A 14,812-nucleotide genomic window follows, 5' to 3' on the forward strand; every position below is an offset into this window, starting at 1 on the left:
AATCGGTCCAGCCAAGGTGGCCATGGACTGTCGTCTTTTCGCCTATCGGTCAGAAAATATGCGAATGATGGTGAAATCAGATTGGTGATCGCATTCCGCCATGACCCGCTTCTTCTTCGACACGACCGACGGCGAGTTGTTCCTGCGAGATGAAGAGGGTCTGGACTGCGCCGACGCGACCGCAGCCCGGGCGATGGCCCTCAAGGCCCTCTCAGATCTTGTCAGGGACGTGATGCTGGACGGGGCTTGCCGCGACATCGCGACCGATATTCGGGATGCGACGGGACGGCGGATCTTCACTGCGACCCTGTCCATGGCCGCACGATGGGTCGACTATGACCTGTCTGAGCCGACCCGTCGCCTTTCCACTGCGCTCCACGAGTGAACCGATGGCGCATCAGTTCCGGTCAGCATAAGCGAGAACTGGAGGAGGCCGACGTCATCGGTCACGTCCACTTGCCAGACGTGATTGACCCAGGGCTGCTCCGCCGGGCTCAACGCCATCTCTGGGAGCCGTTGAAGAGCTTCCCGCCGCACGGTCTCAAGGCTGCCAGCTCGGTCCCGTCCGGATCGTTCAGCTTGGTCCCGTCCTTCAGGTGAAAATGGAGCTTGGGTATGGACGTGTGCCGCGGTTGCGTCGCGGATAACGCTCACGTTAGGCAGTCGTTTTTATTTTAGTGCCCACTGAGACACGATATACACCAGCAGCATCCAAGCCAGGCTGCCGAAGAACATCGCTGCGATCGGGCGCCAGGGCATCCGCCTTGCCTTTCTCATCAGCTGCCCTGCCTATCTGGTTGGGGTCTTCGGCTTGCGCTCTGGGTCAGGGACAGGGCCCTCCAAAACTTCTACGTCGTCGGCATCGGCGTCGAGGTCGGTGCCGGTCAGCAGCCACTCCTCGGCCTCAGCATCCCAGCGTGCGATCTCCGGATCACCGCCGTCGTAGCTGATCCAGTAGAAGCCGGGTTGAAGGCGTGGGGCGAGCGTCATGGCGGGAACCTCTAACCCCGACCGAGTACCGCGCAATCCTTGCCTCCAATTCGTCATCGAACTGACGCTAAGCCATTCGAATGAAAAGGGAATAGACCATTCATCCACAGGCTTTTCCACCGTTCCGGGGATAACCCTTTGTCAAGCCCCCGGGCGAGCTTTCTTCTCGTTCCTCATGTTGCGTCTGAAGAACCATCCACCTGGGCTTGGCCGGCACGGCGGACAGAGAACTGCGATCCGTGTACGCGCGCCTATCACCAGAGACCGCTCGCTGGAGAGAGCTGTCCAGCGGTTCCACCTGCGGGGACTACCGCTTCCTCAGCCTTGGCCCGACCAGATCTAGCCGAAGATCCGACTGCGACAGGCCACCGTGCAGGCCGCGCGCGTGGCGCCTTATCCGCGCCGCCACTTCCCAACCCCTCGCTGGAGCAACAGCCACGTCCCGCCCATGCCCGGAACCTTCGGCGCCCTGACAACCCTACGATGTCGACGGGCGTGGTGAAGCAGGCACACTGCACCGCGTCGGCGCCTTGCCCCGGGTCAGGCCGACGGAATCAATGGCATCCGGTCCGGGCCTTCACCCTCGGCTCGGTTTGAGTGCCTCCGCGACGGGCCATCCACGCTCCAATCTCTTCTGCAACGTGTTGTAAGACACCCCTGCTCGCTCAGCGGCTTCCTTAAGCGTGAGTTGCGCATTTCCGACCACCAGAAATCGCCGAGGCACCCCACGCCGGGGGATATCCTCTCGCCATCCAGTGTTTCCGGGACCGAATAGCCGCCGCTTGTTCAGCCGGACTAGCCGGTGCTTCGGCCCGGGTCTTGGCCCAACCACCCCGAGAAAGGCCTCGAAGCCTCGACCGGGCTTTTGCCATGCCTGAACCACGGCTGCATCACCACGCCGGGCAGCGGCAAGAAGTCCTCTCCACGCCTCATACTCCGGCGAAGATCGTGCCTTGGTTCGGTGGCCGTGAACACGGTGGACCAGCTTGGCCATCGCGACCTTCTCACAGCCGCAGCTTCGCGTGTGCCCGGTTCGCAGGAAGTCGTCCCGCACAATCGTCGTGTGGGAGCAATCACACTCACAATGCCAGCGACGGCGCGATACCCGTCCACGCCACATGTACGGCTCGGCCTCGTCCAGAATGGTGAGAAGGCCAAAGCGCATTCCAGGCCTGCGCGGATGAGCATCTTCTTGACCGCGGGTGCGAGCCTCTACCCGCTTGAATGCATCTGCCACAAGCTGAGCTCCGTTCCTGAGCCATCTCACAGTGGACGTCCGGCCTAGCCGCCCTGCACTCCCGGTCAGGCGTGCGTCAGCGCGAGGCGCCCCCTCCGATCCACTTCATCCCAGAGGAGCAGCAGGGCCCGCGGCTTCGGGTCTGACCGTTGCGGACACGCGCTGAGCACGTCCTACCGCTAAAGACTAAGCTACGCCAGCCGCCGCCGCCGCTGCCCTGTGATGCCCGGGGATGCGGTCAGGCCGGGAACCAGGCGTCAGGGTGCAGGGTTGGCTTGCGCTGGAGCAGGCGCTGCGGCAGCGGATCGAACGTGCGGGGGCTGAGCAGCCGTGAGGCTCTAGCTCTCCGACGACGCGGGAAGGTGCTCCCAGTGCGAAGGCCACGGAGACAGTGGACGCCCATCCAATCGCTTCCACATGCCCGGCCAGAGAAAGCTCCGGTCATCGGTTTGTGGCGGCACCCAGTGCCCTGCACAGGGGCCTGGCCAGTCCGGATGCCATAGAACGATGGTGGTTCCGTCCCTGGGAGCACTTTCGATCGTGTCCCTTTCCACGAAATGCCAGTCGTCCATTCGTTACGCTTAGTGCAACTTCACCTAGAGCGGTAGTCCAGCGTAACGATTTCTGACCCCTTCACCGGATGGTACCCGGCGCTCCCTCAGAAGTCGGAGAACCCCAGGAGCGTCGGCCCCCCCCCCCCCGCTCTGTCGGCCCCCGTGCTGTTGGCGCCAGGACTGGAAAGCTGCAGGCCTGATCCGGCTAGTGCCGAATGAGAATGGCGCTATTCTCCTGAGCATGGGGCGCGGGCCAAATCTTCACAAGCTACTAGGGGACCGCCCCGAGTGGTCCAACCGCCTGGTTGAAGCACGGGTTGCGAAAGGCCTGACCCAGGACCGGTTGGCCCGGCAAATCGGCGTGTCCCAGACGATGTACTCGTCTTTCGAGACGGGACGTTCGGAACCACCATTTGTCGTGCTGTGCAAGCTGACGGACGCATTGGGAGTTAGTCTGGACTGGCTTTTGCTCGGACCGAGATCGGTGCCGCATGCGTCAACCGCACCTGTGAAGGAGGCTGACATCCGGGTCATCCGCCAAGCAGCGCAAGACATTCTCGGCGTGCTCGATCTTAAGGCCTGATCTCGCTGCCGACAGCAGGATGAAACGGCCTATTCTGACCACACGGCCCGAGATCACGCCGGGACGGGCAGCGAGTGGCTGCCAAGTCCCGCAGCCCCTTGTTAGGCCTTCTCGGCTTCCTGCTTCTCCAAGCGTGAGATGGCCAGCCCACAATCTTCGATGCAACGCCGCAGCAGCTGAACGTCGGCTCTTGGTCCGTCCTTCTCAAGCCTCGCAGCTGAAAGCCGCCAACGTGCCACATCGCGCTTCATGTCTTCGAGGGCGTCACCGATAGTCTTTGGCAAGGTCGGCTCCTGAGCGTCCTCTCCACAACTATAGAGCGAATGATGCTATATCGATACCCTTACGCTGCTCGCTCCCTAATCCGGAAACAAGCTTGCCGGCGGCCGCAACTGCCGCCGCACCACCCATCTCTGCTCAGTGCGGATCTTGAGAGGCCAAGCCCTCGCCTCGGTCTGCGTGGGCGGTGTGGCTTCCCAAACTTCGCCGTCAGTCGCCTGTAGGATCAATGACCGTGCCGAGGCGTTCGGAACGTGGAAGCTCCGGAATCCGGCCCGAAGAAACACCCTCAGCTCCGCGTTTCCCGGGATCTGTCCGACGCGTGCGCAGATCGTCAGCCGGGCGCCGGGCTCGATGCGCTCCCAAGACGTCTCGGCGGTCCATCGTTGGTGCGTCGGGTGACGAGCTATGATCCCGTGCTCCCGCGTGCGCAGCCCCAGCGTCTAAGGCTGAGGCGGCTAGGTAGAGGCCGCCGGTCAACCCCTGCCGATGGCGCCAGGTGAGCGCAACCCGCAATACCGCCGACGTTTCCAGCGTCCCAGGCGGACGCCGGAAACGCCCGCCTGAGGTCAGCTCGCAAGCTAAGCTTGGACGTCGGCGCCGTGCGAGCGCCGCATCCGCCGGGTCAGGCCGAGCCCGAGCAGCCCAGCACCGAACAAGGCGAGTGAGGCGGGCTCCGGCACGGCTACCGTCGTCGCCGTGACCGTCGCGGTCACCGTCGCGGAGTTGCCGATCCCGAATGCGGCGATGTCGGAGAAGTCCACGCTGAACGCCGAGCCGTCAGAAAGGAGCACCGAGGTAGGAAGGTCGTTCCATGTGAGTGTCCCCCCGCTGAGGACGCCGAAGACGGTCACGAAACCACCCGATCCGTTCCCTTGCACGCTGATGCCGGTGGGTAGGTCGAAAGCGAGGGTCGCGCTGACGTTCACCGCGGCAGCCGCGAAGAAGCCGCCGACCGTGACGGTGAAGAAGTTGAAGGTCTCGCTCTGCCCTTGGCCGAGCGAGAACACTTGGTTGTCGAGCGATCCAGAGATCGCCGTGTTAACGAAGCAGCCGACACAGACGCCTGCGCCGACGTTCGCTGTCGCCGAGGAGGCTGGGGCCCCGTCGATATCGAACTGAATGACCGGCGCTGCGGATGCGGATCCGGAAGCGACAGCAGCAGAGGCGGAAAACAGTGCAGCGGCGGCAGTACGCCTGATTGATGGTAGCACCCGCAGATCCTTTCGTTGGTGGGCGCAACCGTTTCGCAACTGACGTACCAAGAACCAGAACTATGTCAATTCAACAGACTACCGAGCTTCAGGGGTGTGATTGGAGAATTCTGTAAACGTGTCCGACAGACGTTCTCCAGTCTGGACAACAACATGGGACAAAGATGCGAAAGCGCAGCACGGGGGAGCACTGCCGGTTAGACCCGGCTCACTGGCACCACCACCTCGTCGTCCGCCGCGTCCGGGTTGCCGACCAGCGATCACGCGCCGATGCCAGCGACCTCATCCCAGCGTGCCACCTCGGGCAGATTGTCGGACCAGATGATCCAGTAGAAGTCCGGTGGTCGTGTCATGGCGACAGGTTGGCCCGAGTGACGCGGGCGCGCTACTGCCACGCCCATGCCTGACCGGCCAAGGTTCAGACAGACGACCGTGCTATGGAGGTCTTGCTATGACGCCAGGACAGTTCCGTGCCGCTCGTGCGCTGGTCGGGTGGTCCCGCAGCTATCTTGCGCAGCAGTCGAGCGTTGCCGAGAAGCGTATCCGGCTTCTTGAGGATCAAGGCGCTGAGCTGAACCCGGAAGAACTTGCGGCACTACAGCTGGCCTTCACAGCTGCTGGTCTCGTCTTTCTACAGGGGCCAAACGTGGGGGTGCAGCTTAACGGGCATCACTCGGCGGCCTCACCTTCGAACGGCGGCAATGGGGCCAAGGAGACGCGCACTCCTGCATTTCTAAGCAGGGTTCAGGCAGTTCGCGTTGAGCAGCCAGACCCATCTACCGTCGACGCGGCAGGGGCAAAGCTCGACGCAAGCAGGGCCGCCGGCCTGCAGGGTTGGCGTGCGCTGGAGCGGACCTGGACAGATCTGTCGCCTGAGGGACGAAAGGATCTGCTCCAGGTCGCGCGACGCTTATTGTCGCGGGAGCAAGCAGCCGACCCGAAGGGTGGCCAGTGAGCACCCAAGGACCGCCTACGGCCGTGCTGTCGGCCGCCGGGCTGCTGGCGCTAGGGGTTGGGAAGCTGCAGGGGTGAGCCCGCTGGTATCGAATACGAACAGAGTTATCCTGCCGAAGATGGAACGACGGCGAAGTCATCGCAGATCTTTAAAGGATCGCCCTGAGTGGTCCAACCGCTTGGCGGATGCTCGTATTGGGAGAGGCCTGACCCAGGACCAAATAGCGAGCGAGTTAAGCTTGCCTCAGGGGACGTATGCTTCATACGAAGCAGGGCGCTCAGAGCCCCCAATCGCCGTCTTTCGTAAGCTGCATCAGGTCCTGAATCTAAGCTTGGACTGGCTTCTGCTCGGGCAGGGTGAAATGCAGCATGCGACAACGGCCCCTGTGAGGGACGCCGACGATGCGGCTATCCGTCAAGCAGCGCAGGACATCATCAGGGCACTCGATCGCAGATCTTGACCACGCTGGGTGGTGGATAGCTGGCTCGAGCACGGGAAGCTGCCCACGCCCTACGTCTGGCCGCTGCGGGAAGAAAAGGCTCCTTAGAAGCCGCTACGGGCCGAATTCGAGATCGGCTTGGTCGGCCAGGTGTCCTCCACCGACCAACCCACCTTCCGGCTCACTTGCCCCGAGCGAGGCGCACTGAGCCGAAAAGCCGCGTGTCCCATCCACGCCGCCGCAGCCCGGCCGACGCCAAGCCTTTCATTACGTGATTTGCAACGACTTCTCCAACGTCGGGGCGGTGCGCAGTTCTTACAGCAGCAATCATTCTAGCAGGACAAGCACGGCCGCATGACCAGCGATCAATCATCGCTGGGCAGGAAGCCTTTGAGGAGTGGTCTCGAGCCGAGCGTCAGCAATGTTCCATCACGAGCGGCAGATGTTCGCGGAAGCCGGTGATCGTGAAGATCAAAGGGGTCCGATCTCGCAAGTAGATAAGAAATGTCATCGATGACGGGATAGCGGTGAGGCTTAAGGTGGGCGCGATGAGCCTCCGTCCGGCGACCGAGACATCCTCCGAAGTTGGCGAACTATCGTCGTCTCGCCGTGCAATCCGCGTGACCTCGGCCGCGCCCGCCCCTCTGCGGATATCGAACTCGTTGCCTTGCAATTCGATGCTCAGATGCGGTGCGCCATTTGGAACGCGGCTGTCTGGATGGCTGTGAATGCCGTCATTCTGACAGACCACCGTGACCAGTAGGCGACCGTGGGGTGTAGGCAGGTCGGCGCGCCCGCGGGCACGCGCCGAGATGACATCAGAAAAGCTATGTCGGACGCGCTCGTATATGAGGCTGACTTCGACAACGATCTCGTCCTCGTCGGGCAGTATGAGGTTGGCTTGTGTAGTCGACGGCAACAAGGCGGCGAGGGCAGTTATCAGCGCCCACACCGCACACCGCGAGAGATCCCTTGCTCGGCTCACAGCTCCCCCTCCCCAAGCTTTCGAACCAATGCTTGGTGGAGTAGCCAGGACAATCTCACTCCCCCACCCTCGAGCACCAACTGCGTCTCCCCTCTCCGCCCTCACGGACCCGGTGACGGAGCGCCTCGCGGCCGTTCTGGTGAGCTGCGCGGGGGCGTTGCATCGGTGCGTCCTGCACATCGGCATGACGCTGTCTCCAGCTTAGCCGACCGCTTCAGTTTTCTGCTACCATAGGTTGTGTTAATTTCGATGTTTCGTCAAACTTGTTGTGATCCTGAACGGAGTGACCTGCATGCCTGGGCCAGCACCGCACCTATTCGCTGATGAGATCGCGTCGATACCGACGAGACTTCGTGTCCTCGAGATGGCCTTCGCGGCCGTGGTTGCTCGGTTACCGCAGGCCGACCTGGAAGAGATCGCATCGCTCCTCGTGTTCATCGCGCAGGGTAGCGATGCGGCCCAGGACCTGCAGGCAGATGCGGACGACCCGTCGGACTTGAATGAGGTGAGGCAATGCGCCACGGCGCTGCTGGAACGGATCGCTAGGTCTCGAGGTGCCGATCGGGCGGTGGGACGTACTTGATGGCCTCCCTCTCGCTCTAGATCGCGGTACCCCAGCCCAGAGCGGTGGATGGGGCGGCGGCTCTCTCGGGCAGCGGACCTGACTTAAACGCCGGACGCGAACACGTAGCTGGCCAAGAGCCGCCGTTCCCGCTGCCCTGCTACTTCGGGGGCGCGGTCAGGCCGGGACCGGTTGTAAGGGAGCCCGCCCCTGCCGCTAAGCCAGCTTGGGCCACGTCCAGGTGGATCGCCCGGCTTGTAGCTGATGCGGAACCATCCTTAGTCTCGGTGGCGTCACGAAGAGACCCACATGCGCCACCTGCTCCTTGCCCTTCCTCTGATCGCTGCTGCCTGTGCTGAGGGACAGCAGGGTGCGCCACAGAGCACAGCCCAGCCGGCCCGGCCGGTCGCAGCTCAGGTATCACCGCCCAGCGCGCCGCAGATAGGAGCGCAGGGCAATGCGCAAGACGCTCGATGGGCCGGCGAGATGCGCTGCGGTGTGATCCCAGGGCTCTCTGGTGCAGGCCGGTTCCCCATCACCCTCACAGTGTCCAACGGCGTCGCGCGGTTTCAGCGAGATGTCCAGAACCGGATGGGACATTCGGCCGGCCGAGGCGAGGTGAGCGAAGGGCGGGTTGGCGCGGATGGGTCGGTGACGCTGGAGGGGCAAGTCGGCGCCATGTCAGGCAACAGCGGCAGCTACACCTCACGCTACACGGGGCGGCTGGCCGGCAACGCGACGACCTTAGAAGGTGTGCAGAACTGGACCACGCAGAGCGGCCCGTTCCCGCGCCCCTGCACCATCACGCTGCAGCGGGCATAGACCCGGCCGCCTACGGGAGCTGCTGCGCCGTGTAGGCGACGGTCGTCGCCAGCGTGGCGAGTAAGGTGGCGGTGGCCCATAGGACTGACTGCACGGTGGATCTCACGCCGGTTCCGTAGAGGTAACGCCAACTGAGGGCGTTGGGCGGCAGCCTCGGTGTCTCTTCAGACAGTGGCGAGCGTCACCGCCGCGGTTGTCAGATCCGCGTCCCCGTCGCGGGTCAGGGCCTCAATCGAGACCTCAGGCTTACCGCAGTTCACCGCGCCGTAGGGGGTGCAGAAGGCCACCTCGGCAGCGTCGCGGCCGACGCCCATCCGGACCATCCCGTCCGCCGCCGCCTTGCGCGTGGGGTCGAACATGAACCAGGCGCCGCCCTCCGGCCCCTCCAGCCAAGCCTCGACCACGGCGTGGAAGTCGGGCGGCGAGAGGCGCCAGGCGTAGGCGCTGACGAAGCGCGCCGGGATGCCGAGGCCGCGGAGGAAAGCAATGGCGAGATGCGCGAAGTCCCGGCACACGCCTTCCCGCTGCACGAGCGTGTCACGGGCCGAAGTGTGCTCGTCGCTGCTGCCCGCGGTGTAGTCGATGTGGTCATAGATCCAGTTGCAGACGGCCACGACACGGTCATAGCCCCCCGGCAACCCACCGAACTCCTTCAGTGCGAACCCCTGCAGCAGATCGGATTCGACGTAGCGGCTGGGCAGGGTGTGGGTCAGTACCTCCAACGGCAGGCGGCCGGGGGGCACTTCCGCCACCGCGGCGGGCACGGCCTTCTCGGGCGACAGTTCGACCGTCGCCTCGTAGCGCACGGTCAGATCACCCTTCCCGGCATGGACGCGGAGGTAGCGGTTGCCGCTCTCGGGCATGGTGAACCGCTCGGGGGTGAGATCCTGGGAAAAGGTGAGCCGCTCCTCCACCACCGCCTGACGCCCACCCTGCTGCGCCTCGATGTTGAAGACGAAGGGAGAGCCCTCCTCCGCTGTGACCTCGTAGCCGAGCTCGCACTGGACCTTGTAGCGCATCGAAGCGTGTCTCTGATCCCTACTGCGCGGGAACACCCTCACGCTGAAGGCCGCAGATAGGTCCGCCTACGGTCCAAAGCATTCGCTGATCCTGCATGACAGCCTCCCGGCGCCTGCGGGAGGAGGCATCTGCTCGGACCGCTAAGGACGCAGCCCAGCGACTATCGAAGGCCAGTCAAAGGCTGCGCATTGGCCGAGAACAGGGCTTCTACGCGCACGAACTCCGCATCGCAGATCGTGGCAAGACGTGCGCGGAACTCGACATCATCGCTGGTGAACTGGGCCAACGGAGCATTCTCCATGGCTTGGCGAAGCTCCAATCGGAGGTCTCGGAGCATCGCCAGGCGATCCTCTGTTGTCCGGCGCCGGTTGAGCAGGGCCTCTAGGGAGGCTGTGATCATGGTTCGCAGGTCACCATCGCTTGGCGCCGGAGATGAGGGTGGGTGGTGCAACATGGGTCCTCACAGCCGATCGAATCCCCACCGGTTCACTTACCTGCATCGCAACGATTCCGTTGTGATCAACGGAGACCTCACAATTATTTTACCATCGAATTTGTTGCAAATGGCAGGAGATCTCGATTGCCAAGCATGGTCTCAGAAGGATGAACAAAGCCATAAACAAAGATCCTCAAAGAAGGCCGTTTTTTACAACTTACGTTCGATTCTTCCCTTTCGCCACCGTAGCATTCGGATGAGGCGCAGGAGGTCCATAACCATGCCGGGCGTTGAGCGAAGTCACTCTCATCTCGGTGTAGACCTGGATCAGACGATTGATGCAATCCATGACCTAGCAGACCACGCTCAAGCCCGTGGTCTGGATGTCGCGGATGAACTCCTGACTGAGCTGCTAGCCGCCCTCTACAAACAAGCCGGACCCGTTCAGCATGTTCGTCGGCTCGTGCGCGAGAACCGGTCTAACACCATGCTCCGCCTTCCCTGTGAGAAAGACGCACTTACTGCCCTCGACCGAGAGGCCCAGAGGAGCCCCCGAGCTGGGGTGACGACCGTCTGGCGCCGCTAGGCAGCAGCGCCGATCCCAAGACGGGGCGAAGCTGCATCCTGGGGCTGAAGCCTCACCTAACGCTGGTCGGTGAGGTCTCCCGGAACCTGTGAGACACTGTCCTACACAGTCTCACGTGAGACTGAGACGGCTGCGAGATCCCACCGGCAATTCATGAACTTACGGGCGCCTATGCGTTCGGAAATCGCATTCGGCGCATAGGACGCGGATTGAAAGGTGCCTCGGAGAGGGCTGGCTCCTCATAGCCGCGCAGCCGCAGTGCCGCGGTCGCACCCGGGAGGCTGACCGTATTCCCGTCGCCCACAATCTGCACGAGTGTGTGGCCGGTTCCACCCACAGCAGCGGTCTGATGCGGCGAGGGGTTCACCTCCGTGGCTTAGCGCTGCATGGCGCTACGTCCTACGGCCCCCCAGTAACAGTGTTACCGCTCCCCGAGATCTGCGCGACCGTGTTGCTGACGCCGCTGACATTAGCGGTCTGGGTCACCGTGGTTATGCCCGCATCACCGCCAAGTAATTTCTTCAGTTCCTCCACTGCAGCCGGGTCGCGGTGTAGGATGGACTTCAGCAAGCTGCTGATGCCGTCTGGCGTGCCGGGGTCCTCCGGAGCCTGCTCCAACGCTGTCGCCATCGTGGCCTGCGGTCCCGTCAGCTTCGTCTTCGCCCAGTCCCAGACCTTGCGACCTGCGCTGAGGGCGGGCTCGGCTGCCGCCTTGGTCAGCGTGCCCACGACCGCACCGAGCGCGATCTCAACCAGCTTGCTGTCCATCTCCGTCTCCTGGACTGTGGGTTGCTGTAAGCCAGCAATGATAGGCGCGAGCAACTCCATGTTGGGCTGCGCATCCGACGCCTCACAAGCGCCAATGTAGCCTTGACACAGCGCTTGCATCAGCGGTGCAAAGGCAGCCGGGAGGGTCAGGAAGGGGTCGCGCAAGGCCGTGATGCCCTCGGCGAAGCTGCGAGCTGCCGCCTGATCATCCAAGCCGAGCAAGATCTGCCCGCGCATTCCGCAGGAGGAGCCGAGGTTGGGAAGAAAGGCATCAGGGCGCGCTGCGGCGAGCTGTCGATAGGTGGACACCGCCTCCTCGCTGGCCTGCAGGGCGTCTTCGCGATGGCCGAGGCTGCGGAGGCAGCCCGACAGGTTGTTGAGTGAGGAGGCGAGGTGGGGAAGAAAGGCGTCAGGACGCGCTGCGGCGAGCTGGCGCCGGATGGCGACCGCTTCCGCGCTGGTCTGCAGGGCGCCCTCACGCCAGCCGATGGCGGAGAGGTGGACCGAAAGGTTGTTGAGCGAAATGGCAAGGTCGGGGAGGAAGGCGTCGGGGTGCGTCGCTGCGAGCTGGCGGTAGGCGGACACCGCCTCCTCGCTGGCCTGCAGGGCGTCCTCACGCCGGCCGAGGGCGGAGAGCCGGTTCGACAAGGTGTCAACCGAGCCGGCGAGTTCGTGAAGGAAGGCGTCGGGTCGCGTTGCGGCGAGTTGTCGGTGGGTGGCCACCGCTTCCTCGCTGGCCTGCAGGGCGTCCTCGCGACGGCCGAGGTCGGCGAGGCAGTTCGACAAGGTATTATACGAGGTGGCGAGGTCGGGGAGGTATGTGTCGGGATGCGCCGCGGCGAGCTGGCGCCGGATCGCGAGCGCCTCCTCGCTAACCTCCAGGGCGTCCTCGCGACGGCCGAGGTCGGCGAAGCAGATTGACAGGTTGTGTAGCGAGGTGGCGAGGTCGGGGAGGAAGGTGTCGGGGCGCGCCGCGGCAAGCTGACGCCGAATGGCGACCGCTTCCTCGCTGGCCTGCAGGGCGCACTCGCGACGACCGAGGGCGGCGAGGCAGTTCGACAGGTTGTTGAGCGAGGTGGCGAGGTCGGGGAGAAAGGCGTCGGGGCGTGCTGCAGCGAGCTGGCGGTGGGCGGACACCGCCGCCTCGATGGTCTGCAGGGCCTCCTCGCGGCGGCCGAGGTCGGTGAGGCAGCTCGACAGATTGATGAGCGACTGAGCGAGGTCGGGGAGGAAGGTGTCGGGGCGCGCTGCGGCGAGCTGGCGTCGGATCGCGACCGCTTCCTCGCTGGCCTGCAGGGCGTCCTCCCGACGGCCGAGGGCGGCGAGGCAGCTCGACAGGTTGTGGAGCGAGGTAGCGAGTTCCGGGAGGAAGGCGTCGGGGTACGCCACGGCGAGCCGGCGTCGGATCGCGACCGCTTCCTCGCTGGCCTGCAGAGCGTCCTCCCGCCGGCCGAGGGCGGAAAGGTGGGCCGACAGGTTGTTGAGCGAGGTGGCGAGTTCGGGGAGGAAGGCGTTGAGGTTCGCCGCGGCAAGCTGTCGATTGGTGGATGTCGCCTCCTCGCTGGCCTGCAGCGCGGCCTCGCGCTGGCCGAGATGGGAGAGGCGGACCGAGAGGTTGTTGAGCGAGGTGGCGAGGAAGGCATCGCGCCCCTCCCAGCCGGGTAGGGCCCGGACGATCTCGATGATCCGCTCGACCAATTCCAACGCTGTCTCGCGCAGTTCGAGCGTGGCGGTCGGCATGGCATCGGAGAGCGACAGCAGTGACTGGAGGTCGGCCGCATCGGCTTGGAGCGCGTCGAGCCAGGCCAGCGGCTGACGCTGACCACGGATGAGGAAGTCCTGGCAGGCCCGGATGACACTGCGCCGCACCGCGTCGCGCCGCGCCGGGTTGGTCGCGGCCCGGCGGACAACCTCCACCCCCGCATCGGGCAGCCCCTTCCAGGCCAGGATCATCGCCGCCTCGGCCAGGATGTCGGGCTGGATCGCAGCGATCCCGCCCGCCTCCCTCGGCAAAGCCGCGTACAGGGCCGCCCGCGCCGCCTCCGTCGTGCCGGGCGCAATGGCCTGGTGCAGCGCTCTGGACTCCCTCTCGATCGTATCATGCGCGCCCACCTCATCCAGCCCCTCGCAGAGGGCCACGACGGCAGCGAGGTGCGCGTGCAGGGGGCGTTCGTCCCCCGCGTCCAGGCGCAGGCCGCGTGCCGCCCAGACTCGGCCGATGCGGTCCAGTTCCTGTCCAGCGAGATCGAAAGCGATCTGATCGGCCGGCAGGGCCTGAGCGGCGCCGAGCCCCTGGCGGGCCGCAATCAAGCCGAACATGGCCAGGAACAGCGGCTCACCTCCCAGGCTGGCGCGAGCAAGTGTCTCATCAAGAATGGCAGAGGGAGCCGGCACTGGCGTTTCGCTGGCCTGCCCGAAGGCGGCGGCGAACACAGCATGCCGCTCCTCTGGCCTCGCCAGCGGCCCCAGGGTCAACGGCGCACCACGGGTGAGGTGATCCCGCACGGAATCGGCTTCGAGATCAGCACCACTGAACACTTCGCGCCACCAGGCTGCGCCCTCGCCCATGCGCTCCAGCAGCAGCAGCCGGAGCGGAGCGTCCGCAGGGGCGCGCTCGGCATCGTGCACGAGGTTGCGCAGCCAGGAGGCGACCGCGCGGCTCTTGGCGGCAGCATAGTCCACCACTACGAGGGTGGGTGCATCCCACTCCGTCCGGCATCCCCCGCGGAGGAAGATGTCCAGGTCTTCGCGCCGGGCAAAACCTGCGGTCCAGCCCCGCTCCCGTGCCCAGCTCGCGAGCTCCACAGCCAACCGCGTCTTGCCCCGCCCGCCTGCCCCGACGAGAGCTTGGATGGAGAGAGACTCGCCTGTATTGAGCCAGCCCTGCAGTCCCCCGAGAAGGTCGGTGCGACCCTGCAGCGGCAGACTTGCGGTGTTGTAAGGGCTGAGCAGCCGGGTCTCGCGCCGCCCCGTGGCAGTATAGCCAGGATCACCACGGCGGCCGGTGGTGGCTGGCGCTGCGGAGAACGCCGCCTCCCCGTAGCCGCGCAGCCGCAATGCCGCCGTCGCACCGGCGAAGGTGACCGCGTTGCTGTCCCCCACGATCTGCACGACCGTATTGCCAATTCCACCAACCGAAGCAGTCTGATGCGGCGGGATGGTCACTCAGTGGGCGGCTACGTAGGGGACCGCAGAGGCAAAGCGCGACCCTGGCAGAAGGACGCCACCAAAATGCCCGCCGAACCAGGCGTTCAAGGACCCGGTGATGCTGAGCGCGCTGAGCACCTTCAAAAAGGCCGCCAGATCCATGTCGCTCGCTACACCCGGGTGTTCGTTGAGCTTCTTCGCGAGCAGCAATTAGCGCAAGTGCCCGTCGCGCCCT

13 protein-coding genes are annotated in these 14,812 nt (G+C 64.6%); 5 read left to right on the top strand and 8 right to left on the bottom strand.

The window, feature by feature from the left end; all coding sequences use genetic code 11:
* Positions 1–100 precede the first annotated feature (100 nt).
* On the top strand, positions 101–385 hold the full coding sequence (locus ACP6CK_RS29760) for a DUF6894 family protein (protein WP_426960214.1): 285 nt from the start codon (positions 101–103) through the stop codon (positions 383–385).
* Here the strand turns inward: ACP6CK_RS29760 and ACP6CK_RS29765 are convergent.
* Both ACP6CK_RS29765 and ACP6CK_RS29770 read right to left on the bottom strand, forming a co-directional pair.
* The gene (locus tag ACP6CK_RS29765) at positions 334–654 is read right to left on the bottom strand and encodes a DUF6894 family protein (RefSeq protein ID WP_426960216.1); all 321 of its coding nucleotides are present in this window, start codon (positions 652–654) and stop codon (positions 334–336) included. The two genes, ACP6CK_RS29760 and ACP6CK_RS29765, sit on opposite strands and share 52 nt — an antisense overlap.
* A gap of 135 nt (positions 655–789) precedes the next feature.
* Positions 790–990: a hypothetical protein gene (locus ACP6CK_RS29770; RefSeq protein WP_426960218.1), complete on the bottom strand. Its 201-nt coding sequence runs from the start codon at positions 988–990 to the stop codon at positions 790–792.
* A 2,032-nt stretch (positions 991–3,022) separates the two neighbouring features.
* On the opposite strand from ACP6CK_RS29770, the gene ACP6CK_RS29775 reads away from it, so the two are divergent.
* Positions 3,023–3,364, top strand: a complete 342-nt coding sequence (locus ACP6CK_RS29775) for a helix-turn-helix domain-containing protein (protein ID WP_426960306.1) — start codon at positions 3,023–3,025, stop codon at positions 3,362–3,364.
* Positions 3,365–4,224: 860 nt separating this feature from the next.
* On the opposite strand, the gene ACP6CK_RS29780 is transcribed toward ACP6CK_RS29775, so the two are convergent.
* Positions 4,225–4,857 carry a PEP-CTERM sorting domain-containing protein gene (locus ACP6CK_RS29780; RefSeq protein WP_426960219.1) on the bottom strand — a complete coding sequence of 211 codons (633 nt, stop codon included), beginning with the start codon at positions 4,855–4,857 and terminating at the stop codon, positions 4,225–4,227.
* Positions 4,858–5,930: 1,073 nt separating this feature from the next.
* Between ACP6CK_RS29780 and ACP6CK_RS29785 the strand changes: the two genes are divergently transcribed.
* Positions 5,931–6,272, top strand: coding sequence for a helix-turn-helix domain-containing protein (locus ACP6CK_RS29785; protein ID WP_426960308.1), 342 nt, complete (start codon positions 5,931–5,933; stop codon positions 6,270–6,272).
* Positions 6,273–6,666: 394 nt separating this feature from the next.
* Here the strand turns inward: ACP6CK_RS29785 and ACP6CK_RS29790 are convergent, their stop codons facing one another.
* Complete coding sequence (locus tag ACP6CK_RS29790; protein ID WP_426960220.1) at positions 6,667–7,203, bottom strand: hypothetical protein; 537 nt, start codon at positions 7,201–7,203, stop codon at positions 6,667–6,669.
* 397 nt (positions 7,204–7,600) lie between these two features.
* On the opposite strand from ACP6CK_RS29790, the gene ACP6CK_RS29795 reads away from it, so the two are divergent.
* Positions 7,601–7,819 (top strand): hypothetical protein, encoded by a 219-nt coding sequence (locus tag ACP6CK_RS29795; RefSeq protein WP_426960221.1) that lies wholly within the window; start codon positions 7,601–7,603, stop codon positions 7,817–7,819.
* 657 nt (positions 7,820–8,476) lie between these two features.
* The gene (locus ACP6CK_RS29800) at positions 8,477–8,620 is read left to right on the top strand and encodes a hypothetical protein (protein WP_426960222.1); all 144 of its coding nucleotides are present in this window, start codon (positions 8,477–8,479) and stop codon (positions 8,618–8,620) included.
* Between the two features lie 164 nt (positions 8,621–8,784).
* Here the strand turns inward: ACP6CK_RS29800 and ACP6CK_RS29805 are convergent, their stop codons facing one another.
* The 4 genes from ACP6CK_RS29805 to ACP6CK_RS29820 form a co-directional block, all read right to left on the bottom strand.
* Positions 8,785–9,639 (bottom strand): transglutaminase-like domain-containing protein, encoded by an 855-nt coding sequence (locus ACP6CK_RS29805; protein WP_426960223.1) that lies wholly within the window; start codon positions 9,637–9,639, stop codon positions 8,785–8,787.
* Between the two features lie 161 nt (positions 9,640–9,800).
* On the bottom strand, positions 9,801–9,926 hold the full coding sequence (locus ACP6CK_RS29810; RefSeq protein WP_426960224.1) for a hypothetical protein: 126 nt from the start codon (positions 9,924–9,926) through the stop codon (positions 9,801–9,803).
* 1,135 nt (positions 9,927–11,061) lie between these two features.
* Entirely contained in the window at positions 11,062–14,595 is a 3,534-nt protein-coding gene (locus ACP6CK_RS29815) for a tetratricopeptide repeat protein (protein ID WP_426960226.1), read from the bottom strand.
* Positions 14,596–14,787, bottom strand: coding sequence for a hypothetical protein (locus tag ACP6CK_RS29820; protein ID WP_426960227.1), 192 nt, complete (start codon positions 14,785–14,787; stop codon positions 14,596–14,598).
* Between the last annotated feature and the right edge of the window lie 25 nt (positions 14,788–14,812).

Origin of the sequence: Muricoccus radiodurans (genome assembly GCF_050154705.1) — a bacterium.
Taxonomy (GTDB): Bacteria; Pseudomonadota; Alphaproteobacteria; order Acetobacterales; family Acetobacteraceae; genus Roseomonas; species Roseomonas radiodurans.

Excerpts from the sequence above, each read along its gene's own strand:
- ACP6CK_RS29760 (WP_426960214.1), top strand. The coding sequence starts at position 101 with ATGACCCGCTTCTTCTTCGACACGACCGACGGCGAGTTGTTCCTGCGA.
- ACP6CK_RS29770 (WP_426960218.1), bottom strand. The coding sequence starts at position 990 with ATGACGCTCGCCCCACGCCTTCAACCCGGCTTCTACTGGATCAGCTAC.
- ACP6CK_RS29775 (WP_426960306.1), top strand. The coding sequence starts at position 3,023 with ATGGGGCGCGGGCCAAATCTTCACAAGCTACTAGGGGACCGCCCCGAG.
- ACP6CK_RS29785 (WP_426960308.1), top strand. The coding sequence starts at position 5,931 with ATGGAACGACGGCGAAGTCATCGCAGATCTTTAAAGGATCGCCCTGAG.
- ACP6CK_RS29795 (WP_426960221.1), top strand. The coding sequence starts at position 7,601 with ATGGCCTTCGCGGCCGTGGTTGCTCGGTTACCGCAGGCCGACCTGGAA.
- ACP6CK_RS29800 (WP_426960222.1), top strand. The coding sequence starts at position 8,477 with ATGTCAGGCAACAGCGGCAGCTACACCTCACGCTACACGGGGCGGCTG.
- ACP6CK_RS29805 (WP_426960223.1), bottom strand. The coding sequence starts at position 9,639 with ATGCGCTACAAGGTCCAGTGCGAGCTCGGCTACGAGGTCACAGCGGAG.